The organism is Bradyrhizobium iriomotense, from assembly GCF_018129405.1.
GTDB classification, from domain to species: domain Bacteria; phylum Pseudomonadota; class Alphaproteobacteria; order Rhizobiales; family Xanthobacteraceae; genus Bradyrhizobium; species Bradyrhizobium iriomotense_B.
The window spans coordinates 725,165-750,404 of the sequence record NZ_JAFCLP010000002.1; the positions used below are offsets into that span (position 1 = coordinate 725,165).

29 protein-coding genes are annotated in these 25,240 nt (G+C 63.0%); 5 read left to right on the forward strand and 24 right to left on the reverse strand.

Annotated features, from left to right (window positions below; all coding sequences use genetic code 11):
- Positions 1-4: 4 nt before the first annotated feature.
- From JQ592_RS08210 to JQ592_RS08255, 10 genes are all read right to left on the reverse strand, one after another.
- Positions 5-910, reverse strand: a complete 906-nt coding sequence (locus JQ592_RS08210) for an alpha/beta hydrolase (RefSeq protein WP_211402336.1) — start codon at positions 908-910, stop codon at positions 5-7.
- A 14-nt stretch (positions 911-924) separates the two neighbouring features.
- Positions 925-1,389 carry a hypothetical protein gene (locus JQ592_RS08215; RefSeq protein WP_246820228.1) on the reverse strand — a complete coding sequence of 155 codons (465 nt, stop codon included), beginning with the start codon at positions 1,387-1,389 and terminating at the stop codon, positions 925-927.
- Positions 1,386-2,078 carry a c-type cytochrome gene (locus tag JQ592_RS08220; protein WP_246820229.1) on the reverse strand — a complete coding sequence of 231 codons (693 nt, stop codon included), beginning with the start codon at positions 2,076-2,078 and terminating at the stop codon, positions 1,386-1,388. Before JQ592_RS08220 ends, JQ592_RS08215 begins: the two co-directional genes overlap by 4 nt.
- Entirely contained in the window at positions 2,062-3,333 is a 1,272-nt protein-coding gene (soxC, locus tag JQ592_RS08225; RefSeq protein WP_211402338.1) for a sulfite dehydrogenase, read from the reverse strand. The genes JQ592_RS08220 and soxC overlap by 17 nt, the downstream gene beginning before the upstream one ends.
- 6 nt (positions 3,334-3,339) lie before the next feature.
- Positions 3,340-5,031, reverse strand: coding sequence for a thiosulfohydrolase SoxB (soxB, locus tag JQ592_RS08230; RefSeq protein ID WP_211402339.1), 1,692 nt, complete (start codon positions 5,029-5,031; stop codon positions 3,340-3,342).
- Between the two features lie 27 nt (positions 5,032-5,058).
- Positions 5,059-5,880, reverse strand: a complete 822-nt coding sequence (gene soxA / locus JQ592_RS08235; RefSeq protein ID WP_211402340.1) for a sulfur oxidation c-type cytochrome SoxA — start codon at positions 5,878-5,880, stop codon at positions 5,059-5,061.
- Between the two features lie 27 nt (positions 5,881-5,907).
- On the reverse strand, positions 5,908-6,234 hold the full coding sequence (soxZ, locus tag JQ592_RS08240; protein WP_211402341.1) for a thiosulfate oxidation carrier complex protein SoxZ: 327 nt from the start codon (positions 6,232-6,234) through the stop codon (positions 5,908-5,910).
- An 18-nt stretch (positions 6,235-6,252) separates the two neighbouring features.
- Complete coding sequence (gene soxY / locus JQ592_RS08245; RefSeq protein WP_211402342.1) at positions 6,253-6,705, reverse strand: thiosulfate oxidation carrier protein SoxY; 453 nt, start codon at positions 6,703-6,705, stop codon at positions 6,253-6,255.
- An 18-nt stretch (positions 6,706-6,723) separates the two neighbouring features.
- Positions 6,724-7,179 carry a sulfur oxidation c-type cytochrome SoxX gene (gene soxX, locus JQ592_RS08250; RefSeq protein ID WP_211402343.1) on the reverse strand — a complete coding sequence of 152 codons (456 nt, stop codon included), beginning with the start codon at positions 7,177-7,179 and terminating at the stop codon, positions 6,724-6,726.
- A 128-nt stretch (positions 7,180-7,307) separates the two neighbouring features.
- The gene (locus JQ592_RS08255; protein WP_246820231.1) at positions 7,308-7,928 is read right to left on the reverse strand and encodes a SoxW family protein; all 621 of its coding nucleotides are present in this window, start codon (positions 7,926-7,928) and stop codon (positions 7,308-7,310) included.
- Positions 7,929-7,975: 47 nt separating this feature from the next.
- Between JQ592_RS08255 and JQ592_RS08260 the strand changes: the two genes are divergently transcribed.
- On the forward strand, positions 7,976-8,695 hold the full coding sequence (locus JQ592_RS08260; RefSeq protein ID WP_211402345.1) for a hypothetical protein: 720 nt from the start codon (positions 7,976-7,978) through the stop codon (positions 8,693-8,695).
- A gap of 3 nt (positions 8,696-8,698) precedes the next feature.
- On the opposite strand, the gene JQ592_RS08265 is transcribed toward JQ592_RS08260, so the two are convergent.
- Positions 8,699-9,430, reverse strand: a complete 732-nt coding sequence (locus tag JQ592_RS08265; RefSeq protein ID WP_211402346.1) for a cytochrome c biogenesis CcdA family protein — start codon at positions 9,428-9,430, stop codon at positions 8,699-8,701.
- A gap of 75 nt (positions 9,431-9,505) precedes the next feature.
- Between JQ592_RS08265 and JQ592_RS08270 the strand changes: the two genes are divergently transcribed.
- From JQ592_RS08270 to JQ592_RS08280, 3 genes are all read left to right on the forward strand, one after another.
- Positions 9,506-9,871 (forward strand): thioredoxin, encoded by a 366-nt coding sequence (locus JQ592_RS08270; protein ID WP_211402347.1) that lies wholly within the window; start codon positions 9,506-9,508, stop codon positions 9,869-9,871.
- Between the two features lie 29 nt (positions 9,872-9,900).
- Positions 9,901-10,251 (forward strand): ArsR/SmtB family transcription factor, encoded by a 351-nt coding sequence (locus tag JQ592_RS08275; protein ID WP_092183595.1) that lies wholly within the window; start codon positions 9,901-9,903, stop codon positions 10,249-10,251.
- Between the two features lie 73 nt (positions 10,252-10,324).
- Positions 10,325-11,404 (forward strand): YeeE/YedE family protein, encoded by a 1,080-nt coding sequence (locus JQ592_RS08280; protein WP_211402348.1) that lies wholly within the window; start codon positions 10,325-10,327, stop codon positions 11,402-11,404.
- 476 nt (positions 11,405-11,880) lie between these two features.
- Here the strand turns inward: JQ592_RS08280 and dhaK are convergent, their stop codons facing one another.
- The 12 genes from dhaK to JQ592_RS08340 all read right to left on the reverse strand — a co-directional run bounded on the left by dhaK (position 11,881) and on the right by JQ592_RS08340 (position 22,066).
- Entirely contained in the window at positions 11,881-12,864 is a 984-nt protein-coding gene (gene dhaK, locus JQ592_RS08285; RefSeq protein WP_211402349.1) for a dihydroxyacetone kinase subunit DhaK, read from the reverse strand.
- A gap of 36 nt (positions 12,865-12,900) precedes the next feature.
- Entirely contained in the window at positions 12,901-13,323 is a 423-nt protein-coding gene (locus JQ592_RS08290; RefSeq protein WP_211402350.1) for a hypothetical protein, read from the reverse strand.
- Complete coding sequence (ptsP, locus tag JQ592_RS08295; protein ID WP_211402351.1) at positions 13,316-14,935, reverse strand: phosphoenolpyruvate--protein phosphotransferase; 1,620 nt, start codon at positions 14,933-14,935, stop codon at positions 13,316-13,318. Before ptsP ends, JQ592_RS08290 begins: the two co-directional genes overlap by 8 nt.
- A gap of 4 nt (positions 14,936-14,939) precedes the next feature.
- Positions 14,940-15,245 carry an HPr family phosphocarrier protein gene (locus JQ592_RS08300; protein ID WP_211402352.1) on the reverse strand — a complete coding sequence of 102 codons (306 nt, stop codon included), beginning with the start codon at positions 15,243-15,245 and terminating at the stop codon, positions 14,940-14,942.
- 25 nt (positions 15,246-15,270) lie between these two features.
- Positions 15,271-15,663, reverse strand: coding sequence for a dihydroxyacetone kinase phosphoryl donor subunit DhaM (dhaM, locus tag JQ592_RS08305; protein ID WP_011086355.1), 393 nt, complete (start codon positions 15,661-15,663; stop codon positions 15,271-15,273).
- Positions 15,660-16,283, reverse strand: a complete 624-nt coding sequence (gene dhaL / locus JQ592_RS08310) for a dihydroxyacetone kinase subunit DhaL (RefSeq protein ID WP_211402353.1) — start codon at positions 16,281-16,283, stop codon at positions 15,660-15,662. The genes dhaM and dhaL overlap by 4 nt, the downstream gene beginning before the upstream one ends.
- A gap of 12 nt (positions 16,284-16,295) precedes the next feature.
- Positions 16,296-17,321 (reverse strand): ABC transporter ATP-binding protein, encoded by a 1,026-nt coding sequence (locus tag JQ592_RS08315; protein ID WP_211402354.1) that lies wholly within the window; start codon positions 17,319-17,321, stop codon positions 16,296-16,298.
- A complete protein-coding gene (locus tag JQ592_RS08320; RefSeq protein ID WP_211402355.1) occupies positions 17,314-18,411 on the reverse strand; it encodes an ABC transporter ATP-binding protein in 1,098 nt (365 codons plus the stop codon). Before JQ592_RS08320 ends, JQ592_RS08315 begins: the two co-directional genes overlap by 8 nt.
- A gap of 10 nt (positions 18,412-18,421) precedes the next feature.
- On the reverse strand, positions 18,422-18,550 hold the full coding sequence (locus JQ592_RS38740; RefSeq protein WP_349630449.1) for a hypothetical protein: 129 nt from the start codon (positions 18,548-18,550) through the stop codon (positions 18,422-18,424).
- Between the two features lie 68 nt (positions 18,551-18,618).
- Positions 18,619-19,581, reverse strand: a complete 963-nt coding sequence (locus JQ592_RS08330) for a carbohydrate ABC transporter permease (RefSeq protein ID WP_091883329.1) — start codon at positions 19,579-19,581, stop codon at positions 18,619-18,621.
- Positions 19,578-20,501, reverse strand: coding sequence for a carbohydrate ABC transporter permease (locus JQ592_RS08335; protein ID WP_246820234.1), 924 nt, complete (start codon positions 20,499-20,501; stop codon positions 19,578-19,580). Before JQ592_RS08335 ends, JQ592_RS08330 begins: the two co-directional genes overlap by 4 nt.
- 206 nt (positions 20,502-20,707) lie before the next feature.
- Entirely contained in the window at positions 20,708-22,066 is a 1,359-nt protein-coding gene (locus JQ592_RS08340) for an ABC transporter substrate-binding protein (protein WP_211402358.1), read from the reverse strand.
- Between the two features lie 904 nt (positions 22,067-22,970).
- Here JQ592_RS08340 and atzF point away from each other — a divergent pair.
- Positions 22,971-24,353 (forward strand): allophanate hydrolase, encoded by a 1,383-nt coding sequence (gene atzF / locus JQ592_RS08345; RefSeq protein WP_349630450.1) that lies wholly within the window; start codon positions 22,971-22,973, stop codon positions 24,351-24,353.
- 97 nt (positions 24,354-24,450) lie between these two features.
- On the opposite strand, the gene JQ592_RS08350 is transcribed toward atzF, so the two are convergent.
- Entirely contained in the window at positions 24,451-25,176 is a 726-nt protein-coding gene (locus JQ592_RS08350; protein ID WP_211402359.1) for a Crp/Fnr family transcriptional regulator, read from the reverse strand.
- Positions 25,177-25,240: the final 64 nt, after the last annotated feature.

The following is a 25,240-nucleotide window of genomic DNA, read 5'->3' on the forward strand; positions in this document are numbered from 1 at the left end:
CCTCCTATCGTGTCTGCTTGATGAAGTCGGCGATGCGGTCGGCGACATCCTCCGTGAACAGGTCGCGGAAGAAATGATCGGCGTCCTCGATTCTCTCGAGTTGCACCCTGCCACCGCTCGAAACGGCGAGCGGCGTGAAGGACGCTATCACATCGGGCACTACGGCATCCTTGGTTGCGGCGAACACCAGCACCGGCAGCTTCACGCGCGCCACGAGCGCCGCGGTGTCCTGGGCGGCATCGGCAGCATAGAAGGATGAAAAGGCCCGCGCCGTCACCACCGCGTTGCGGCAGTAGATGAAGCCGGGCACATCCATCCATTCGCCGCCGCGCCCCGCAGCGATGGCTTTGGTCGCCTTTTCCAGGAGCGGCTCGAGCGGCTTGCCATAGGTCTGGACATAGGAAGCGCGCAAGCCCGCTTCGGCTCCCGCGGTCGTCGGTGCCAACAGCACCGCGCCCGCGACGGGAGGGGTTTCGCTCGTCGCCAGATAGCGCGCGACCTGATTGCCGCCGCGCGAATGACCGAACGTGAAGACGAACCGGGACATTCCCTTCTCCCGCGTCACCCAGGCGCCAATCTCGGCAACCGCATCGTCAACGACATAGTCGTGCCGCGTGGCACAGTCGTACATGCCCTTGCGGCGATCGAGCCCCAGCGACAGCGTATGGGCGAGCGAGGCGATGCCGCGTTGCTGAAGCGCCTTGGCGACGCCTTGAATGACCTCCATGTCCTTGTGGGCGAGCGTGCCGTGGGTCATCACGACCAGCGGCGTCTCGGGAGCCATCGACGTCGGCGTGCGCAGCGTCGCGAGCGCCGTATGGCCGTTGATGGACAGTTCGAGCTCCTGCTCGGCGGCGCCGGCAGGCCACGCGAGAGCGAGCAAGACGGCCAGTCCTAACAACCATCGCATCAGTGGCTCTTTCCTCAGGGGCGGACGATCGTCCAGTTCTTTTCCGCCAGATCCATCAGCGCGGCAACACCGACCTGGGTGACGCTGACGCCATCGATCAGCGGCGGCCGTCGGCCTTCCTTCACCGCCAGCGTCTCCAGCGTATTGCCGCAGGCGATCAAGCCCACATTGGGCATCGACTTCAGGAAGTTCACCAGACGCTCCTTCACCGGCGAGCGGTCCTCGAGCAGCATGTCGAGGCCGCCATTGAAAGCGACCACCACGATCTCGACATCCCCGCCCTGCCCGGAATAATGCCGCGAGACGTTGGCCGCAACATCGAGGACGGCACGCATCTTGACCGGGTCGTCGTCGCTGATCTGGAGCGCAAGCCGGTGCGGCTCCGCCGCCCGGGACGGAACGGCGAGATTTGATACAATGACGGCAGCAACGAGCAGTCCGCGAAGCAATCCGCGGCGGCTCGCCTGCCTGCAGTTCATTCCACGCCCCGCGACTTCTTGTCCTTGCTGTCCTCGGGCGTCACATCGATCGCGGCCGCGCGCGCGGTGATCTTCACCGGCGCGATGCAATCCTTCATGCAGGGGTCCTTCTGCCAGAACGATTTTTCGCTCGTGGCGCGATCGTCCATCACGAATCCCTGCTCGTTCGGCATCTTGATCGTGGCGAGATTCTTGTTGTTCAGCTCGAAGTTCTGGTCGGTGACGACGTCGTTCAGATAGAGGACGTAGGCGACCAGCGCATAATATTCGTCGACCGAGAAGGACTCAGCGTTGCCATAGGGCATGGCGTGACGGACATAGTCGAACACGGTCGAGGCATAGGGCCAATAGGAGCCCACCGTCTTGACCGGATTGTCCGACGTCAGCGAGCCCTTGCCGCCAGCCAGCACCGGCCAGCGGCCGTTGCCTTCGCCGAACTCACCGTGGCAGGTCGAGCAATTGTCCATGAACAGTTTTTCGCCCTGCGCGACCGAGCCCTTGCCCTCGGGCAGGCCCTGGCCGTCCGGCCGCACGTCGATATCCCAGCCGCGAATCTCGTCCGCGGTCGGAGCACGACCGATGTGGTAGCGCGGACCGGCTTTGACGTCGGTTTTTTGTTGCGCCAGCGACGGCGCGACCAGCGCGCAAGCGACTAGCGCGGCTGCAATGAACTTAGGCGACTTCGACATTCTCGACCTCACCATTGGCCTGCACATGCCAGGTCTGGATGCCATTGTTGTGATAGATGGAGTTGACGCCGCGGATCTTGCGCAGCTCGGCCTTGCTCGGCTGCACATAGCCGGTCTCGTCCTGAACGCGCGATTGCAAGAGCAGCGGCTCGCCGTTCCAGTCGAACTCGTAGTAGAAGCGCGTCAGCGCCTTGTCGAGCACCGGGCCATCGAGCCGCGCCGGCCACCAGTTGCGGCCGCCGTCGAGCGACACGTCGACGCGCTTGACCTTGCCGTTGCCGCTCCAGGCGAGCCCGGAGACGATGGTAAAACCCTTGCCATGCTTGATCGGCGCCTGCGGGCTCGGGCTCGTGATCACCGATTTTGCGTCCATCGACCAGGTAAAGCGACGCGCCTTGCCGTTCGGCAGCAGGTCCGTGTATTTCGACGTCTCCTCGCGTGTGTGCCAGGGCTGGTCGCCGACCTTGATGCGGCGCAGCCACTTGACCCAGAGATTGCCCTGCCAGCCTGGCACCACGAGCCGCATCGGATAGCCCTGCTCGGGGTAGAGCGCCTCGCCGTTCATCTTGTAGGCGATGATGCAGTCGTCGAGCGCCTTCTCGATCGGCAGGCTGCGATCCATCGCAGCCGCATCGGCGCCCTCGATCAGCAGCCATTTGCCGTTGGTCTTGACCCCGGCCTCCTCCAGCAGCGTGCGTAGCGACACGCCGGTATACTGCACGCAGTGGATCATGCCGTGGGTGAACTGGCAGCCATTGAGCTGCGCGCCGCGCCACTCCATGCCCGAATTCGCCGCGCATTCCATGAAGTGGATGCGATTGACGCGCGGATAGCGCTTCAGCTCTTCCAGCGTGAGGATCAGCGGACGTTCCACCAGACCATGGATCATCAGACGATGGTCGGCCGGATCGATTTCGGCGATCCCGCCATGATGCCGCTCGAAGCAGAGGCCGTTGGGCGTGATGATGCCTTCGAGCTCATGCAGCGGCGTGAAGCTCACGGACGATTCGCGCGAGGCGGTCAGCCATTCGACATCGCGCCGAACGACATCCTTCTCGAACTTCGACGGCTTGCCATACGGGCGCACGGCGACGCCCTCGCCGAGCGCCTTGGTCCATTCGGGCACATTCGGCGGCTGGTTGGCCGGATTGCCGCCGCCGGCAAAGGTGGGCTTGGCGAGTATCGATGCCGCAACGCCGGCGCTAGCGGCCAGGAAACTGCGTCGGGATTGCCGGGGACTGTCCATCTTCGACATCGCTTCTTACGCTCCGGTGACTTTGACAGCTCTGTTCGGTTCGAGGCGAACCGTCTTCTGTCGGGTCAAATAGTTGGCGACGACCTCCCAGATCGGCAGCCCCTCGGTTCCTTCGTTGACACTGGCCCAGCCAGCGACCTGATACTCTCTGTTGGGATCAATCGGCGCGCCGGTCTTGACCAGTTGCATGTCCGAGATGCGGCTGCCTTGCGGCTTCGCGATATCGATCGCGTAGGACAGCCCGCCGATCCGCACCATGTCGCCGCCCTGCTGATAATAGGGATCGACATTGAAGAGATTGTCGGCGACGTCCTCGATGATCTCCTTCAGGCGCGAGCCCGTCATTCCCATGCGGTAGACCGCCGGATAGGTGATCGCGGTCGCGTTGGTGACGTCCTCGAAGGTGATGTCCTGTCCCGGCAGCACGCTGGTGCCCCAGCGAAAGCCGGGCGAAAGCGCGATCTCCGCGTCGCGCTCCTGCATCAGCGCCTGGCAGATCAGGTCGTCAAAGGTGCCGTTGAAGTTGCCCCGCCGATACAGCAGCGAGTCGGTCTTGCCGAGCACCTTCGATAGCTCCGACGCGAAGGGCTTGCGAACCTCGGCGATCTTCGCGGCCATCTCGGCATCCGGCGCGATGACGTCGGAAAACAGAGGAATGAGCTTGTAACGGTAGGCCTTGACCTCGCCGTCGCGGACGTCGAGGTCGAGCCGCGACACGAACTTGCCGGACGAACCCGAAGCGATCAACAGCGTCTTGCCGACCCTCACCGCCTCAGGCAGCGCGTCATGGGTGTGACCGGTCAGAATGACGTCGATGCCCTTGACGCGGCTGGCAAGCTTGCGGTCGACGTCAAAGCCGTTGTGCGAGAGCAGCACGACAAGCTGCGCGCCGCCCTTGCGCGCCTTGTCGACCTGCGCCTGCACGTCCTCCTCGCGCACGCCGAACGACCAGTTCGGAATCATCCAGCGCGGATTGGCGACCGGCGTATACGGAAAGGCCTGGCCCAGCACGGCAATCTTGACGCCACCGCGCTCGATCATGGTCGAGGCGTCGAAGGCCGCCTCGTTCCATTCGGTATCGCGGATGTTGAGGCCGAGGAATGGGAAGCCGAGGCCTTCGATCGCCTGCTTGACGCGCTCGGTGCCGTAGGTGAATTCCCAATGCCCGGTCATGGCGTCCGGTTTGAGCAGCGCCATGCAGTCGATCATGTCCTGGCCGCGCGTCTTCAGCGACGACCACGATCCCTGCCAGGTGTCGCCGCCGTCGAGCAGCGCGACCTTGTCGCCGCGCTCGGCGCGAATGGCCTTGATCACCGTCGCAGCGCGGTCGAGGCCGCCGATCCGGCCGTAGCTCTTGGCCAGCGCCTCGAAATCCTCCGAGGTCAGCGCGTAGGCCGCCGACGAGCCGGGCGCGATGCCGAAGCGCGCGAGGAATTCCTTGCCGGTGACGTGCGGCGGGAGGCCCTTTGCCTCGCCCACGCCGAGATTGGTGGAAGGCTCGCGGAAATAGAGCGGCATGAGCTGACCGTGAATGTCGGTCACATGCACCAGCGTGACGTTGCCGAGCGGCTCGAAGGCCAGCAATTCCTTCTGGGTCAGGCGCTGCTGGGCGACCGCCCGAGTCAGGCCCGAGCCGAAACCGGTCGAGAGTGCCGCCGTTGCCGCAGCAACCTGAATGAACTCGCGGCGAGAGATCATGCGCAATGCTCCTAGACGCTCATAGTTTCAGTTGCGCACGGACGGCGTTTCGACCGGCAGCCCGATGCCGCGCCAGGCGACGTAAAGCTCGAGCGCAAGGAACTCATCCGACAGAGGCTTGAAGGGCTCTGCGCGCACGTCGAACATGCAACCTTCGAAACGCTCATGCAGCGGCACCAGGCGCTGGTCGCGCAGCCGATAGGTCGGAAAGCCGTTGGTCTGACCCTGGCTCAGGAAGTCGGCACGCATGAACTTGCCATTGTTGCGCTCGTGGCAGGACTCGCAGGCGAGATCGAGCTGGCCGTAGCGCGTGTAGTAGATCTGCTTGCCGCGCTCGAACCAGGGTGACATCGGACCGTCGGTCTTCACTGCGACCTTCATGCCGTGCGATTGGTAGCGCACGAACGTGGTCATGTCGGTCAGTTCCTGGGATTTGAATTTCCAGGGCTCCGCCTTCATGTGCTCGGTGCGGCAGATGTTGATGCGCTGCTCGAGATTGACCGGCTTCTGCAGCTTGTCGTCCCATTTCGGCATGGCGGCGCCGACGCCCTTCATGCTCGTCTCGGCCTGCTCGTGGCAGCTCATGCAGGACTTGCCCGCGGCGCCCTCGACTTTCTTCCAGACATCCGCAGCTCGCTCCACGGCCAGAAAGCCGGGATTTTCGAGATCGTCGTCCTGCAACGCACGCGTCTCCTTGCTGCGGAATTCATAGCCGGAGATGATCGTCTTGAAGACGTGGCCGGGCGGGGCCGCGATGCCCTTGCGCTCGGCGTCCTGCGCGAAGGCGACCGTCGCAACCGATGCGGCGGCCACGAACGCAGCGGCTAACCCAACATATCGTGGCGCCATCCGAGCCTCCTCAATGCGCGATACGCATCATGCCTTGAGCGCGATCTTCTCTTCGGCCGTGATCACGCTGCCGTCGTCGTCCGTCCAGGAGAATTTGAACGTTCCGGCCTCGTCGACCTTAGCGTCGAACTGGATGTAGGGATTGGCCGAGATCGCGGGCTCCAGCGCGCAGGAGAACACCGGCTTGCCGTTGAACTCGCAGGCGAACTTGTTGATGATCTTGCGCGGAATGGTCTTGCCCTGCGCGTCCTTGCGCTGGCCCGATTCCATGACATGCGAAACCAGGGTCTTGATCTGGATGACCTCGCCCTTGGCCGCTTCCTTGGGAAGCTTGATGCGCGGTTTGTCTGCCATCTTTCCTCTCCTGAGCCCTTAGCCGCCGCAGCCGCCGATGGTGACCTTGACGGTCTTCTGCTCCATGAACAGCGAACCGTCGCTCATCTTCGCGATCGCAACCACGTTCTGCGTGGTCGCGAGCCGGATCCGGATCGAGGCTTCCGCTTTGCCCGACAGCAGCGTGAAGGACAGCGTCGCGACGCCGGCGTTCGGGTTGCCGTCCGCGATGATCATGACGTCCTTGACGTAGGACTCCGCGGTCATCGGGCTCTCGATGTTGATCGACAGCGGCACGGTGTTGCCGTTCTCCGCGATCTCCGGCAGATCTAGCGAGATCTTGCCCTTGGCAGGCGTCTTGCCGTCGGTGAACTTCTCGATCCACTTCGCCGCGTCGTTCGTCACTTCGGCATCGGCCGCCATGGGCATCAGGGTCAGCATGACGAAGCCGCCCCCGAGCGCAAAAGCCTGCCGTCGATTGATGGCTTTCATTCCTGATCCTCCTCGCCGTCAGTTCAGCGTCTTGAGAAAAGCGATGACGTCCTCGACCTGCGCGGCCGTCAGAATCGACTTGCCGACGAATTCCGGGCGCACCCGGCTCAAGCCATCGTTCTTGAAGAACGCCGGCATGACCGTGTTGGTGAAGATGCGCTTGGGGTCGGCGACGATGAGGCGCAGTTGCGCCTCGGTATAGCGGCCGGCCACCCCGTCGAGCGACGGACCGAACTCGCCGTGGAACTCTTCGGACTTCAGGTTGGTGATCTGATGGCAGGCCAGACAGTTGCCCAGCGTGCGCGTCAAAAACACCTTCTTGCCGGCCTCGGCATTGCCGGGCGTGCCGGTCAACGACTTCGGAAGCGAGTCGTTGATCACATCGAGCTTGATCGGCTCCTTGACCGGCTCCTGCGCGTAAGCGCCTCCGACCGACAGACACAGTGCAAACGCAGCCGCAAGCGAGCGCCGCATGTTCCCTACCCTTTGGCGAGGTGACGCCCCGCCTTTGATTGCGATGGACTCACGATCCATCAAATTCAGTTATTATGATATGTTCATATATATGGCGGCGTCAAGCGGAATTCGCCAACCGCTGTCAGCTAGCCGTTTGCGACCAGAAAATCCCGGAACGAGCCGCGCTCATAGGCCCGCTCCCGCACGAAACGAAACATCGAAAGGAAATGCGGCGGGTTGAGATAGCCCGGCGCCCGCGCCACCTCCCGCGCCATCGGCTCTTTTGCTTCGATACCGGCCGACGTCGGCGGGAAGAACTGAAACGTCGGGGTGAACCTGATCCCGTACTTCTGGGCGAGATCCTTCTCGGATAATTCCTGGCCATCGACATCCGTAACCTTACGGGAGCCGATCAGATTGAGCTGCAAGATCTCGAAATTGTCGCGGATGTATTTGGTGATGTCGGCATCGGCAAAGTTCACCAGATGCGTCTCGCGGCAATAGGGACAGCCGCGCAGCTCCCACATGATGGCGAGGCGCTTGCCGCCAGCAGCAGCGCCGTCGATATCCTCGCGCAGATCGAGGAAGCTCTGCAAAAACCACGGCTCATGATAGAGCCCGTCCTCCCCGAGCGCCGGCTCGGCCCCCGCCGTGCCGCGGCCCGCGGCAAGGACTGCGCCCGACAGCAAGGCGAGAAGGCCGCGCCGGGTTGGCGCGCGAAGCGACATCAGGGATTTGTGCTTTGGAGGATCTTGCGTATCGGTCATTTTCATTATGATATTCAAATACACGAATGTGACAAGGATTTCCGGTCTTGCGCTGCATCATCGCCCTTTTGGCATGGCTGGCTTCGACCGCGCTCGTTCTCGGCGCCGAGGCCGGCAAATCTGCTGATTTCGCAGCGGCGATGGGACCCATCATGGCCAATCTGCGCACGGCGGCGAGCTATGCGCGCACCGGAAACATCGCACTGGCCCAGATGGAGACTGACGAGGCGGTGGCCGCGTGGAAACAGCTCGCGCCAAACGCGTCAAGTGCCCTGCCCGGTTACGCGCCGGCCGCGGTGTCGGATTTTCTCGACCGGGGGCGCGAACGGCTTGCAGCAGCGACACGCGCGCTGGACAGCGGAGAGAATGTCGCCGCGGCCCGCGAGCTGCTTGCGCTCCGCCAGTCCTTTCATGAGCTGAGGCGTCATGCGGGCCTCTACGATCTCGGCGACTGCGTCTTCGAGATTGCGCCGGCCTTGGAAAAGCTGCGCGCGGCCGCCACGCGATACGGCGAGCAGCCCGCGCAAGCCAACGCCGAGGAGACGGTTGCAGCGGCAAGCGCATTCCGCGATCGCCTGCAGCGCTGCAACGAATGGGCAAGCCCCGAGACGGCGGAGAGGAGCGAGTTCCGCCGCCTCATTGACGGCGCGATCGCGAGCAGCGGCGAGATTGCGCATGCAGCGATGGCCGGCGATGGGCCGCTCGTGCATCGTTACCTGATCGAGCTGCAGTCCTACGCCCAGCTGCTCGACTTCCGCTACGGTTAAGAATCACCCGATGCTGGTAAGCCCGGGGAATCGCTCCAGCAACCATTCCGAAACCGTGGGCATCGACCCGGTCAAAAACATCAGGCCAGTCGCGACCAGAAAGACGCCCATCGTCTTCTCGACAAGGCCAAGATGTCGACGAGCACGGCCAAGCGCGGCAATGAACCTGCCGGTGAAGGCGGCCGCAATCAGGAACGGAATGCCGGTCCCGACCGAATAAGCGAGGAGTAGCAGCGCCCCTCGTCCCGTGGTGTCCTCCGAGCCTGCCATTAGCAAGACCGCGGCGAGAATGGGGCCTGCGCAGGGCGTCCAGCCGAACGCGAATGCCAGCCCCATGACGAAGGCCCCCGCCAGCCCGGCCGGCCGGCTGTCGACCTGCACGGCCGCGCTGCGATAGAACAGCGGAATCCTGAGCAGCCCTAGAAAATGCAGGCCCATGACGATGATCAGGCCGCCCGCGATCATGCCGAGCGTCGACAGATGCGCGGAGATGAAGCGCCCCGCGATCGAGGCGGTCGAGCCGAGCGCGACGAAGACCAGGGAGAAGCCGGCCACGAAGGCCAAGGCGGAGACCAGGATACGCGGCCGCAGATCGGGCCGAGCGTCCGACAGATCCGTGACCGACACTCCGGCCATGTAGCAGAGGAAGGGCGGAACCAGGGGCAGGATACAGGGCGACAGAAACGACAACAGGCCCGCGATGAAGGCCGCACCCAGCGTGACGTCCAAGGCCATGTCACCTCATCCCTATCACATATGCGAATTTAATGATATAAAGAGCCAAAGAAGTCCAGAGGTCCGTTACACGGGATGAACCGAATCATCGCATCGCTCGCCGTCGCGCTCGCGCTGTCCGCAACCGGATCGCGCGCGGCCGAGCTCGTCATGTTCGAGCGGGCCGGCTGCGTGTGGTGTGCGCGCTTCAATGCCGAAATCGCGCCGATCTACGCGAAGACCGAGGAGGGCCAAGCCGCGCCGCTGCGCCGCGTCGACCTGAAGAGCCCCCTGCCCGCCGATCTCGCCGGAATCGATCCGGGCGCCTTCACGCCGACCTTCGTCGTGGTAAAAGAGGGCCGGGAGCTCGGCCGCATCCGCGGCTATCCGGGTGATGCCTTCTTCTTTGGCCTGCTGGACCGGATCCTGACCCGTTCAGGATCGACGCCCGGCGGGTCGTGATCACAGACGTCTTTGAGGAATCTGACACGATGCCATTGCCAAAGCTGAAGGAGATCGAGGGATCGGCCGAGCTCGAGCAGATGATCGAGAAGGCGCGCGAGGCGAGCGACATGCTGAAGGCCTTGTCGCACGAGTCCCGCTTGCTCCTGCTGTGCATCCTCGCCGAAGGCGAGAAATCCGTAACCGAGCTCGAGCAGTTCCTCGGCGAACGGCAGTCGACCGTCTCCCAGCAACTCGCGCGGCTCAGGCTCGACCGGCTGGTCACCACACGCCGCGACGGTAAGGCGATCTACTACAGTCTCGCCAACGAGGACGTCCGCAAGATTCTCACCGCCGTCTACGACGTGTTCTGCGAGCCTGTGCGGCGCCGCCGCCGGTAATTTTCCGCGCTGGATTTTCGCACTCCTCCGGCGCAGACTGCCCGCGAGACAGAACGAACATCATGCGGGAGGAATGCTGAGCCCATCGACCATAGCGTTTGCATGCGGACTTGCCGGCGGCGCCGTGCTCGGCGTTGCCGGCCGCGCGGGTCGCTTTTGCACGCTCGCGATGCTCGAGGACGCGTTCTTCGGATCGGATTGTCGCCGACTGAAATCCTTCGCGCTGGCTGCGGCCGTGGCGCTGCTGGCTACGCAAGCGCTCGCCGAGTTCGGCGTCGTCGATCTGTCGCGGTCGATTTATCTGACGGCATCGATCGGCCTGGGCGGCGCGATCATCGGCGGGCTGATGTTCGGCGTCGGCATGGCGCTGGTCGGCACCTGCGGCTTCGGCACGCTGGTGCGCGTCGGCGGCGGTGATCTCCGCGCCATTGTGGTCTTTCTCGTTCTCGGCCTGTCGGCACTCGCGACCATGCGCGGCATTGCCGGCATGTTGCGCGTGGCCCTGATCGAACCATTGTCGCTGCGGCTTCCCGAGGGCAGCAACCAGACGCTGACCTCGCTGCTCGGCGCAGGCAGCACGGCGCGCGCGATCCTCACCGTAGCGATTGCCGCCGCCCTTGCCATCTGGGCACTTGCGGACGGCCGACTGATCCGCTCGCCGCGGCTCCTGGCCTCCGGCCTCGCCGTCGGCGCCGCGATCGCATTCGGCTGGTTCGCGACCGGGTGGCTTGCGGACGACGAGTTCGATCCCGTGCGGGTCTCCTCGCTCACCTTCGTGGCCCCGCTCGGCGACATCATCCTCTACGTCGCGACCTTCTCTGGCGCACGTCTGAACTTTGGCATCGGCTCGGTCGCCGGCGTCGTCGCAGGCTCGTTTGCCGCGGCGATGCTCGCGCGCGGCTTCCGCTGGGAGGCCTGCGACGACGCCCGCGAATTGAAGCGTCACATGACCGGGGCGCTGTTGATGGGCGTTGGCGGCATCATGTCGATGGGATGCACCATCGGTCAGGGCCTGAGCGCGTTCTCGACACTTGCGATCTCGGCCCCTGTGACGATGTTGGCGATCGCCTGCGGAGCGCGGCTCGGGCTTGAGTTCACGATGACCGGCGAGTGGCTGCCGGCAGTGCGCAAGCTGTTCGGAGTCTCGACGTAGTGGAAAAGACCGCCGCTTCTGCACATGTGGCCGGAATCCGAAGCGCCTTTACCACTAAGCGCCGAGCTCTTGGCTGCTTCGTTCGCGGCATCATCCTCAAGAATTTACTTCTGCGCAATCGGATTGAACACGGCAGCCGGCAAAGAAAACAAGACTGATCAAGATTGCTGCTACTAGAGGGAGCTTAGTCCGGCCGCCGCAGTGATAGTCCAACACATCAACAAAGAGTGAGCAGCCCGTTCACATTGGACGAAGGTTCAAATGGGCTGCACACGACGGGCGTTTGTCCCGCCGTTCATAATGATCTGGTTGCAGGTTCGAGCCCTGCCGGGCCCACCAATAGCGCTAGCGGGTTATCAAGTCTGCATTCGGACGACATGCAGCGAAAACATCGCGCACTGTCAACTTCGGCGGTAAACTTGCCCAGTTGATCCTTCGCCGGCGCGAAAGCGATCACCTGCCGCTCACAACCGCGGTTACCATTTCAATGCCGCCGTACGCACGGGATGGTCCCAGAGCGCGGACGTCTCAGCATCCAGCAGGCTGACGGTGAGCGAGCACCCGGCCATGTCCAACGAGGTGACGAAGCTGCCGACCAGCGAACGAGCGATGCGCAAGCCGCGCTTCTCGAGCATCCGGCGCGCCGCGTTGTACATCAGATAGAGCTCGATCGTTGGCGTTCCGCCAAATCCGTTGACGAGCAGGAGGGCCTCGGCCCCGTCGCGCGCGTCGAGATCTTGCGCGATCGCCGTCGTCATCTCGTCCGCGATCGCGTCTGCCCGCTCCAGCTTGACGCGGCGGCGTCCGGGTTCACCGTGAATGCCGACACCAACCTCCATCTCGTCCTCGCCGAGCGAAAAGGTTGGCGTGCCTGCGGCAGGCACCGTGCAGCTCGTCAGCGCAACGCCCATCGAACGCGTGCGCGCGTTAACGCGCTCGCCGAGCGCAACGCAGCCTTTGAGATCGACGCCCTTCTCGGCAGCCGCGCCGACGATCTTCTCGACGATCAATGTGCCTGCCACGCCGCGGCGCCCGATGCTGTGGGTCGAGTTCTCGACCGCGACGTCGTCGTCGGTCACGATGGTGGCAGTGCGACCTTCGGCGATCTCGACGGCCATCTCGAAATTCATGCGGTCGCCTGCATAGTTCTTCACGATGAACAGAACGCCGGCTTCACCGACAACCGCCTGGGCGGCCTCGACGATCTGGTCCGGCGTCGGCGACGTGAAGACCTGTCCTGGACAGGCGGCGTCGAGCATGCCATAGCCGACGAAGCCCGCATGCAGCGGCTCATGCCCGCTGCCGCCGCCCGAAACGAGTGCGACCTTCTTCGGGTTCAGCTCACGGCGCCGCACGAATTTCCGCTCCGGCCCAAGCGCAACGAGATCGGCATGCGCGGCCGCAAGCCCGTCGAGGCTTTCTGCGAGCATGCCGTCGACCGAATTGATGAATTTTTTCATTGTCTCCTCCCCGCTTTCCTCGCTTTGGCCTCGGGCCTATTTTTCCCGCATGATAGCAATCAAGCGCCGCGCGAATTCCTGGAGCAGCGCATCGAGTTCGGCGTTCCGTTTCGCACTGCCGAGATCCGGCAAGTGCAGCGTCAGGGTCCGCTCATGCGCGCCTTCGGTCAGGCGGCCGATCCGGCGCGGATGCGCGCGGGCGTAGGCACGCAGAAAGGCGGCCTTGGCCTGCGGCGGGAAGTGGCAGACATCGAAAATCGTGTTGAGATGCTGCACGGGGATCGGCACCGGATAGGCGGGATTGCTGATCTGGCTCACGAAGCTGCGATTCTTGCCCATGGCATGCGCCAGACGCAGCCGCATGCCCGACGGGCGGCTCTCCAGCACTTCCTTGAAGATGCGCTTGTAAACCGCAACGGCGCCGGCTTCCGCCGGTTCATCGATTGCCGTATCAGCCAAGGCTACCTCCGCTGCTCAGCCGGTCGATCGCCTGCTTGATCTGCGCGAGCGCCGAAGCATTCACGGAGAGCTCGCGCAAGCCGCAGTTCAGCAATGCTGGCAGACAGCGCGGATCGCTCGCCATGTCACCGCACAGGCTGACGCTCACCGCGGCGCGCCGCCCGTGCGCGGCGGTCCTTGCGATCAGTTCGAGCACGGCCGGATGCAGCGGGTCCATCAAGGGGGCGAGCGCTCCATTGGAACGATCGCAGGCAAGGACATACTGCGCGAGATCGTTCGATCCGATCGAGAAGAAGGCGGACTTGAAGCTCGCAATCGCCAGGGCCGCCGCCGGGACTTCGACCATGATTCCCAGCTCGGGAAGCATCGCGGCAATGCCGTCCGCCTGCAAGTTCCGCACGACTTCGGCGAACAGCTTCCGCCCTGCCTCGAGCTCGTCCGCCGATGTGACCATCGGAAACATAACCTTGAGGTTTCCACGCACTGCGGCACGGGCCAGCGCGCGGAGCTGAATGGCAAAGATCTCGGGCCGGGCCAGGCAAAGCCGCAAGCCCCGAACCCCGAGGAAGGGATTGGCTTCGCCGTCCAGCGTGAACCCCGGCACCGGCTTGTCGCCGCCCGCGTCAAACGTGCGAATGGTGACCGGGCGCCGGTCGGCCCAACGCAACACCGCATCGTAGGCCTGAAACTGCGTCTGCTCGTCGGGCAGGCCGCCCCCGCCCGTCAGCAGAAACTCGGTGCGCATGAGGCCGATGCCATCGGCATATTGCGCGTCGGCGTGCTCAAGATCGTCGACGCCTTGGATATTGATGAAGAGCTTGATCCGCTCGCCGCGCCACGATGCGGTGGGCCGTCGCAGGATCGCGCGCGCGGACGCCCTGCTCTTGCGATGGCTTTCACGCCGGCTCTCGAACAGGCGGACCTGCTCGGCGCTGGGATCGAGCTCGAGCGTGGCGCCTTCGCCGTCAAGCAACGCGGTCGCTCCGATGTCCGGAATTGCGCCGAGTTGCACGACCATGGGGATGCCCCGTGCACGCGCCAGCATCGCGACGTGGCTCGTGGGACTGCCGCGCAACAGCGCCAGACCGCCACCGCTGGTCCAGTCGATCTCCAGGAACCGCGACGGCGGCAGATCGTCGGCGCAGACGACGGCGCCGCTCGGAATTTTCAGAGCGTGGCCCTCGCCTCCCCGCAGAATGTTGATCACGCGGTCGCGCAGGTCCGCAAGGTCCGAGGAACGCGCCTTCAAATATTCGTCCGCCGCCGAATTGTAGTCCGCGATCTGCGTGTCGAGCGCCGAACGCCATGCCACGTCAGCCGCATCCCCTTCGCCGATCGACGTGAAAATAGCCTCGATGAAATCCTCGTCCTCCAGCAGCGCGACCTGGAATTCGAGAATTTGCGCCGCCTCGCCGCCGGCGATTCCGGCCAAATCCGCGATCTGTCCGCTTGCCGTGTCGATCGCGGCACGAAGGGCAAGTGCTTCTTCGGCCAGGTTGCCCGCGACACGCTCGCCGTTCGTATCAGCGTCGACCCGGACGAACGGACCATGGGCAAAACCGATCGAGGCGGTCCTGCCGCGGTAGGCCAGCCCTGTCGCGCCACCCTGCATACTGCTAAGCCCCGTCCGGAAAATCGCTTGCAATCAGATCGACCAGCGCGGCGACGGCGACCTCTGCGTCACTGCCTGACGCCCTGATCTCGATCGTGCTGCCATGAGCCGCGCGCATCGCCATGATCTTGACCACGCTCTTGGCGTTGATCCACTCGGCCGCGCCTGCGACCCGCACGGAAATCTGCGCCTGGAACTTCTTGGCAAGCTTGGTCAGCTTGACCGCCGGGCGCGCATGCATGCCCACCGCGTGCACCAGCCGCACATTGCCGGTGAAAATCTGTCCGTCCGCTTTGTCCAGCATGCTCATCTTCCATCATCGCTTCGCCGACATGTCAGTCGGCAGAGAGTTCCTCGGCCACGGCCTTGACCTGGGCCAGCGAGCTGCCGCCTGCCGCCTCGGTCGCCGCCATCACTGCACCCTCCACGATCGGCGCGTTGCATACGACAACGAGATCGCGCCGCGCAGGCTCCAGCATTTCGACCGCCATCTCGCTGTTGGTCTCGGCACCGCCAAGATCGACGAGGATCGCGACGCCCTTCGCGGACCAGGCATCGTTGATGGCGTCGATGATCAGGGAAACGCTGGTGCCAAGTCCGCCATCGGGATTGCCGCCGCAGAAGGCCACCTTGACCTCGCTGCCGACCATCTGACGCACCATGTCGGCGGTGCCCTTGGCGATGTCCTTCGAATGCGAGACGATCACGATACCCACGGTGTCGGTCATTGCCGTCCCTCCAGACTCGCGCACACCGCCTGCACGAGTACGCAGCTCGAACGCGCGCCGGGATCGATATGTCCGACGCTGCGCGGTCCGAGGAACGACGCCCGCCCCTTGGTGGCCTGCATCGGCGCGGTCCGCTCGACCGCTGCGGCCGCGGTGGTGCGGACCTGCGCGATCAGATCCGGCTGGCCGGCCGCCATCTTCAGCGTCTCCAGGACGGGAACGAGCACGTCGAGCATCGTCTTCTCGCCCGCCTGCGAGCGGCCGCGCGCGCTGACCGCGTTCACGCCGCTACCGAAGACATCCGCGAGATCGTCCGGCAGGTGCTTGTCGTGCGAGAGTGCTTCGCCCGCGGCGAGAAAGAAGCTGCCATAAAGCGGCCCGGACGCGCCGCCGACGGTCATCACCAGGGTCTTGCCGATCATCTTCAGCGCCTCGTCCAGCGGCTGCGCCGAGATGGCATCGAGCTTGCCGAGCACGGCCTCAAAGCCGCGTTTCATGTTCGTGCCATGGTCGCCGTCACCGATCGCCTGATCCAGGGTCGTGAGTTCCGGCGCACTGGCGATGACCTGCTCTGCGGCCACCTTGACCAGCGACTTGAAGGTCTCGGGTTGAAGCGACATCGCGTTGATCCTCTAGTGAAGCATCGCAGGGATGCGTTGCCCCGCGCGATCGAAACAAAGCGGATGCACCAGGTGCAGTTCGACCTCCTGGCCGGCATGCAGCGGCTGATGCGGATCCGCAAGCGTCACCAGCATCTCACCCTTATAGTCCAGGTGAACGTGATTCTGCTCGCCGAGGTGCTCGACGCGATGCACGCGGCCGACCATCCGTCCCCCATTGCGCGCACCGATTTGCAGATGCTCGGTTCGGATACCGACCGTCTCCGTTCCCGGCGGAACCGGTACGTCGGACAGGAGACGGGCCGGAAGGAAGTTGATCTGGGGCGTGCCGAGGCGCGAGGCGACATAGCTGCTGGAGGGACTTTCATAGATCTCCCGCGGCGTGCCAAGTTGAAGAAGCCGGCCATCCTTGATCACCCCGATGCGGGACGCCATGGTCATGGCCTCCACCTGATCGTGAGTCACGTAAAGGATGGTCGCGCCAAGCTCGAGCTGGATCCGCTTGAGCTCGAGACGAAGCTCCGCTCGGAGCTTCGCATCCAGCGACGACAGCGGCTCGTCCATCAGATAGATCGAGGGATCGCGAACCAGCGCGCGACCGATGGCCACCCGCTGCATTTCGCCGCCGGACAGGCGGGTTGCACGGTTGTTCAGCTTGCTTGCGATATGCAGCAGCTCCGCCGTCTGCTCGACGCGCTTGCGGATAATTGGCTCCGGCACGCGCCGCGCGGGGGAGCGCAACGGAAACGCCAGATTGTCATAAACCGTGAGGTGCGGATACAGCGAATATTGCTGGAACACAAAGGCTATATCGCGTGATCCTGGCGGATCGTGCGTCACGTCGCGGCCGTCGATCATGACCGAGCCGGCGTCGGGGGTCTCGAGCCCGGTGATCAGCCGCAACGTCGTGGTTTTTCCGGCACCGCTCGGCCCGAGCAGGACCAGGAATTCTCCATCATTCACCGCCAGCGAAAGCTCGCGTACTGCCTCGATCGCGCCGAAACGCTTGCTGATGTTGCGCAGGATGACGTCAGCCACGGCGCGCGATCCCTTCATTGGCGGTCCGAATAGCCAATCCGCTGCCGACATCGAACAGCGCGAGTCTCTCGGAGTGGAATTCAAGACCTACCGTCTCGCCGATCCGCACCGACGCGCTGGAGGGCAGCCGCGCCGCGACGCGTCCATGCGCCGTGTCAACGGTGACGATCTGCGTGGTGCCGAGATATTCGGCGCCGAACACCTCGCCGCGGACAGGTGCCGCGTCGGCAAAGCGAATGTGCTCAGGACGTATCCCGAGCGCCAGCGGTGCGCTCGTGTGATCCTCGCGGATCTCCGGGACTTCGACGCTGACGCTATGAAAGGCGACAGCCCGATCGCCGGACCGCAGGCCGCTTTCAAACCGCAGGAAGTTCATCGGCGGCGAGCCGATGAAATCGGCCACGAACATACTGGCGGGCCGGTCATAGACCTCTTGTGGCGAGCCGATCTGCTCGACGCGTCCCTTGTTCATGACGGCAATCTGATCCGCCATTGACATCGCCTCGAGCTGGTCATGCGTCACGTAGACGGTGGTCGCGCCGATGCGGTCATGCAGATCCCGAAGCTCGCCGCACATCAGATGCCGAAACTCGGCGTCGAGCGCGCCCAGCGGCTCGTCCATCAGGAAGGCCTTCGGCCGCCTGACCATGGCGCGGCCCAGCGCGACCCGCTGCCGGTCGCCGCCCGAGAGTTTCGACGTCTTGCTCGACAGGAGATGCTCGATCCGCAGCAGCCGCGCGGTCTCCTGCACCCGCTCGCGAACCTCGCGCCGGCCCATGCCCTGGCACTTCAGGGGAAAGCCGATATTCCCCGCGACATTCATGTGCGGATAGAGCGCGAAAAGCTGGAAGACGAAGGCGATGTCGCGGGCAGCGGCGCGGCGCAAGGTCACATCCTCGCCGTCGAGCAGGATCTTGCCTTCGGTCGGCAGCTCGAGGCCCGCAATCATGCGCAGTGTGGTGGTCTTGCCGCAGCCGGAGGGTCCGAGCATCGCAAAGAAGGTGCCGTCGTCGATGGTGAAGTTCGAGCCTTCAACGGCAGTGAACTGATCGAACGACTTGCGCAGGTTTTCGACGCGGATTTGGGCCATGGCTGCCGTCCTATTCCGGAAAATGGCTGACGATGACGTAGCCGACCGTGCCGGCGAGGACCGTCACGAAGGAATAGCTGTACAGATCGATCGACCACGGCTGCACCAGCATGATGATGCCGCCTCCGATCAGGGTCATCGCGCCAGCCTCCCAAGGCCCGCGACGGAACCAGCGAGACATTCCGCTCTTGGCAGCCGCAGAGCTCCTCATTTGCGCACAGCTCCGAAGGTGATTCCGCGCAACAGATGCTTGCGTAGCAACACGGTGAAGAGGACGATCGGGACGACGAACAGCGTGGTCGCGGCAGCCACGGCCGGCCAATCCTGCCCGCCCTCGCCGATGATGAAGGGAATGAAGGGCGGCATGGTCTGCGCCTCGCCGCTGGTCAGGAGAACCGCGAAGGCGTACTCGTTCCACGAGAAGATCAGGCAGAAGATTGCGGTTGCCGCGATTCCTGTGACCGCCTGCGGCAGCACCACCTTGCGCAGGGCCTGAAGCCGCGTGTAGCCATCGACGAGAGCGGCCTCCTCGTACTCGCGCGGGATCTCGTCGATGAACCCCTTGAGCAGCCAGACCGCGAGCGAGACGTTCACGGCGGTGTAGAGCAGGATCATTCCGAGCCTGGTGTCTGTCAGGTTGAGCTGCCGGTACATCAGATAGATCGGGATCGCCACCGCAACGGGCGGCATCATGCGCGTCGAGAGGATGAAGAACAGGAGGTCGTCAGCCAGGGGAATGCGGAAGCGCGAGAACGCATAGGCCGCGAGCGTGCCGAGGAAGACGGCGAGGAACGTCGAGCCGAACCCGATGATCAGCGAGTTGACGAAGCGCGGCACGACCTTCGACGGTCCGGCAATGACCATGTCCCGCTGTCGTACGAGCTTGTCGTACCACGTCTCCGGCGGCGGCAGCTTGGCGATGAAATCTGGAGTCTGGCGGGTACGCACGGTAAACAGGTTCACGTAACCTTCGAGGGTCGGCTGAAAGATCACCTTCGGCGGATAGGCGATGGCGTCGCTCTGCGACTTGAAGGCGGTGGCGACGATCCAGAGCAGCGGCAGGATCGTGATCACCGCATACAGGATGACGAGACCGCCAGCCACAGCCTTTGCGCGCGGAGAGGCTTCGACGATAGAGTGAGCGGTAGACTTGGTGAGGACAGCGGTCATCGTTGCTTCACCTTGTTGAGCGCTTTGACGTAGATGTTGGCGGCACCGAACACGGTCACGAACAGGATGATGGCGAGCGCGCTAGAATAGCCGGTGCGCCATTTCTCGAATGCCGCGCGCTTCAGCGTGATCGACACGAGCTCGGTAGTCGACCCCGGCCCTCCCGATGTCAGGAGGTTCACCATGTCGAACATCTTGAAGTTCTCGATCGCACGAAACAGCACCGCGAGCATCACGAACGGCATCGTCATCGGCAGCGTGATCGACCAGAACTGCCGCCAGGGCGAGGCGCGATCAACTTCGGCCGCCTCATAGATGTAGTCAGGAATGGAGCGAAGCCCGGCGAGGCAGATCAGCATGACATAGGGCGCCCACATCCAGGTGTCGACGAGCACGATGGTCCAGGGTGCGAGCGAGACCTGCCCGGTCATGCTGAACGAGCTCGGCGGCACACCCGTGAACAGGCTGATCAGGTAGTTGAACGGGCCGATCTGCGGCTGCAACAGCAGCGTCCAGAAATTGCCGACCACCGCCGGCGACAGCATCATCGGCAGCAGGATGATGGTGGTCCAGAAACTGTGGCCGCGAAACTGGCGGTTGATCAACAGCGCCAGGCCATAGCCGATGACCACCTGTAGTGCCACCGACCAGATCACGAATTGCGCCGTCGTCTGAAGCCGGAACCAGACGTCCTCGTCGGTGAGGATGTCTGTGAAATTGTCGAGCCCGACGAACCGCAGCGGCAGATAGGACATGCTGAGGTTGAGGCTGGTGAAGGACAGCCGGATCATCCACACCAGCGGAAAGATGTTGATCGCCAGCAACAGCGCGATCGTCGGCGCAACGAACAGCCACGCAATGGTGCGGTCCGACAGGCCGCGCACGCGCCGTGCGTCGCGAGATTTGGCGGGCTCGCTCATGCCGGCAATCGTAGCATCATCAGGTTGAAGGATCGTCGTCATCTGGTCCATCGGACGGCTGGTTCGGTTTCCCCGGGATACACCCCCCGGGGAAACCGGTTCAGTTGATGCGAGTGCCGCGCCTAAAGCGCGATAGACGCGCTTTAGCTTTATTGTTTGAGCGTGATCTTTTCGGAAAACCGCTGCACACTTTTCCGGATCATGCTCTATTGCGACGCGACCTGCTTGCCCTGCTCCTTGAAGACCTTGGTCCAATCCTTGACCAGGAGATCGAGCGCCTGCTGCGCAGTGCCCTTGTCGGCGACGACGTAGTCGTGCACCCGCTTCTGCATGTCGAGTAACAGCTGCGCGTAGGAGGGCTCGGCCCAGAAGTCCTTCACGATTCCCATCGACTCCAGGAATTGCGGCGCGAACGCCGCGCTCTTCGGGAAGTCGGGCGCGTCGACCACCGCCTTCAGGGCCGAGTAGCCGCCGAGCTGCCACCATTTCTGCTGCACAGCGGGCTGCGCGAACCATTTGATGTAGGCGAGCGCGTCGTCCTTGCGGTCGGAGGTCGCCACCACCGAGATGCCCTGTCCACCGAGCTGGGTGAAGTGTCCATTCGGGCCGGCCGGATTGACAAAGAAGCCGATCTTGTCGCCGCCGACATTCGGATCCTTGTAGAGGCCGGGGAAGAAGGCGAACCAGTTCATCTGCATCGCCACCTGGCCGGACTTGAAGGCATCGAGCCCCTCCTGCATGTAGGCGTTGGTCATACCCGGCGCCGTGCAGCACTTGTAGAGCTCCTTGTAGAACTCGAGCCCTTTGGCCGCCTCGGGTGAATTGACGACGCCCTGCATCTGATACGGCTTCTTTGGATTGTCGTAGCTGAAGCCGTAATTGTAGAGCACGTTGGTCACGCCCATGGTGATGCCTTCCGAGCCGCGCTCGGTGAAGATATAGGCGCCATAGACCTTCTTGCCGTCGATCTCGCGGCCCTGGAAGAACTCCGCAATCTGCTTCAACTCATCATAGGTTTTCGGCGGCGCCAGGTCGCGGCCGTACTTTGCCTTGAAGGCAGACTGAATCTCTGGCCGCGAGAACCAATCCTTGCGATAGGTCCAGCCTACCGCATCGGCCATAGCCGGCAGCGCCCAGTAGTTCGGCGAGTTCTTCGGCCACTGCGAGTAGCCGACGACCGTCGCCGGGACGAAGTCGTCCATCGATATCTTCTCCTTGTCGAAGAAATCGTTGAGCTTGACGTACCACTTGTTCTCGGCGGCGCCGCCGATCCACTGGCTATCGCCGATGATCAGGTCGCAGAGCTTGCCGTGGGAGTTGAGCTCGTTGAGGAAGCGATCGGCATAGCTCGTCCACGGGACGAACTCGTATTTCATCTCGATGCCGGATTGCTTGGTAAAGTCCTTGCCGAGCTCGACCAGCGCATTGGCCGGATCCCATGCCGCCCAGCAAAGTGTGAGCTGTTTGCTTTGGGCTGCGGCTTCGCCGCCACCGAGGCCACCAAGCGCAACGGTCGCAAGGACCGCGGACGCCGCCGTACTGCGTAGCCATTTCAATCTTCGCATGTCCGTTTCCTCTCTATCGTTGAAGCACCTAACCCGCTCAGCGCGCGCCCTGCCGGAACGACGCCAAGATCCTGAAACCGAGTTTGAGGAGCGATGAGTGGAGAACGAGACCGACCATTTCCGGAAACGGGTCCGGAAGGGCTTGGGCTCCTCCCACACATCGGCTCGATGCGTAGTGTTTAGTTTTTTATGCCAATAAACGTATTACTAAATTTTGGAAGCCGTCAAGCCGGTTTTGTCGCTAGCCTGGCGAAAAGACTTGCGACGTTCGCGCGCGCAAGCGGGATGTTCGCAGCGCAGCAAAAACGCCCGAAATTTTCGGAAGATTCGATTGCCGATTTGGCGCCGCGGAGCAATCCGCCGCCTGGATAACCGGCAAGCCAGAAGTTGGCCATCGCCGCCAAGCATGTTTAGCAAATGGTTTTACTGAACGTTCAACAGAGTGATTAAGAGCGTGAGCAGTCTCCTCATCGGCCGAAGTCTGCCATCGCCGCGGACCACGCCTGTTTCGCTCCAGAAAAAGGCCTCGCCAAAGCGCAGCTGACGCGATCGAACTCAAGCAATGGGTGCAGCAAGTTCGACCAGCCGGGCTGCACGGAGCGGGATGAGAGGGTGGCGCCTCATGTTTCCAGCAACTAGTGCTGATCGTCAGCACGCACCTATCTCCCCTGCCCTCGGACCTGACCCAATTGGTGCGTTGGCGAATGCGCAAGTGAAGCGCAAACGAACATGGTCGAATTCCACGAAAAGCGCAGGAAAATCAACGAATCTGATCGATATCCCGCCGCTCATAACAGTGTGGTCGCAGGTTCGAGTGCCGCCGGTGCGGCAGAGGCGCTTAGTTGCTTTCACTGCTGGGTAGCGGCTTCATATTTGTGCGGTCATGCCCTCAGGAGTTTATTCCGTGCCGCAAGCTATCTTATCCGCGCAGAGCCGACCTCTACGTTCGCCTGCCGAGTTAGCCTCCATCATCACAACCGCCTATGAGCGCATCGAACGGGACCGGCGCCGCAACTGCTGGATCTATGTGCGGCCCATGGAAGAAGCGCTGGCCGAGGCTGATGCCCTTGTGCGGCGAGCGGAGGAAGGTGAAGTCCTGCCGCTCCTTGGCGTGCCATTCGGCGTCAAGGACAATATTGACGTCGAGGACATGCCAACGACTGCAGCCTGTCCGTCATTCGAATATGTGGCTGCGCAATCGGCCAGATGCGTCGAGAGATTAACGGCGGCAGGTGCGATCTGTCTTGGCAAAACCAACCTGGATCAGTTCGCAACCGGACTGTCCGGCACCCGCTCCCCCTATGGCGCCTGTTCCAGCGCGGCCAACGATCTGTATATCTCCGGCGGTTCGAGTTCCGGTTCGGCTGCTGCCGTAGCATCCGGCCATGTTGCCTTCGCTCTCGGCACAGATACCGGCGGCTCGGGCCGGATTCCCGCAGGCTTCAATGGGATCATTGGGATCAAGCCAACCGTCGGCCTCGTCTCATCCCGGGGCCTTGTGCCGAACTGTCCGACGCTCGATTGTCCCTCGATCTTCTGCAATTCCATTGCCGAGGGTCGAATTCTGCTCGGGTTGATCGAAGGATTCGACGACAGCGATCCTTATAGCCGTCAACGGATTGCCTCGTCCTCCCCATCTCCTCGCAAATTCCGGTTCGGCCAGGTCTCTGTCGGTCATCTGAATTCATTCGGCATGCCGGAATGCAATGACCTTTACAGGCAGGCCTGCACGAGGCTTTCGGGACTGGGAGGCCAAGCCAGGCAAATTGACTTTGCGCCTTTCGCCGAAGCCGGCGAAATGCTCTTTTCAGGGCCCTGGATTGCCGAACGTCATGCGGCGATCAGCAAGTTTCTGGACATCGATCATGGAGACCTGCTTGACGTCATCCGCAACGTGCTGGGCGCAGCTGCCCGGTTTTCCGCAATAGATGCGTTCGCCGCGCAACATCGACTCTTGAAGCTGCGACGCCAGATCCAATCGCTTTTCGAGGAGATCGATGTCCTGGTGGTGCCTACGGCGCCACGCCCCTTCACAATCTCGGAGATGATGAAAGATCCTGTCACGCTCAACAGTCGCCTCGGCTATTACTCCTATTTTGCCAATCTCGTGGACTTGTGCGCGGTTGCAGTTCCCAACGCAACGCTCGGCAACGGCATGCCGATGGGCATCACTTTGCTGGCGCCTGCGTGGCGTGACCATGCTCTTCTCGACCTTGCCGAGCGATGGCTGCCCGATGCGAAGGCTGCACTGTTCGATCTAAAAGTATATCCGAAGGCCGCGTCCTAAAGCGCAATGAGATTAGGATGAATCATCATCGCGCTTTAGGTCTTTGTTTGAGCATGATCTTTTCGGAAAACCGCTTCACACTTTTCCGGATCATGCTCTAGACGACTTCGAGATCGAGAGCGCGCAGATTGAGGATCACAATCAGGCCTCGGTGATAACGGATGACGCCCCTTGCCTGCATGCGGGAAAGCTGCACAGTAACCCATTGGCGGGTTGAGCCGATCAGGTTGGCGAGATCACCATGCGTGAACGGGATCCCGATCACGATCTCACGGCCTTGCTGCGAGCCGTAGATCTTCGAGAGAAAGACCAACAGACGATGCAACCGCTCGGTCACCGAACGGGTCCCCAGCATTTGCGCCATCGCCGAGTAGCACCGTGCCTTGAAGGCGAGTGCATCCAGCAGCGCGACCGCGATACTGGCGGATTGAAGCGCCAGCGCGCGCAGGGCTGGGCCGGGCAAAAACGTCACCTGGCTCCGCTCCACCGCAACCGAAGACCATACGTGGGCACCAGTACCGAACAGATCCGGGCCGCCGACGAAATTGCCGGCGAACCAGTACGCCAGCGTCACCTCACGTCCGGAAGGAGCCGCGTAGTAGCTGCGAATACGCCCCTCTTCGATCAGATAAATGCCGTTCTGCAGGTCGCCCTGCCGCCAGACATGCTTGCCTGCCTGCAGGACCTCCTCGCGGCCGATGGCGAGGATACGACGCCGGTCAGCCTCACACAGCGGATCCAACAAACTGGGCAGCGACCCGACCAGAGCATCCGATCCCGCCAGCATGATGCCGGTCGTATTCCTGAGACTTGCCGCTGACATCTGCTCGCTCCCTTGCCGCCGCAAGGAAAACCATTCAAGAGCCATGCCAGAGCTGTCGTCAGGC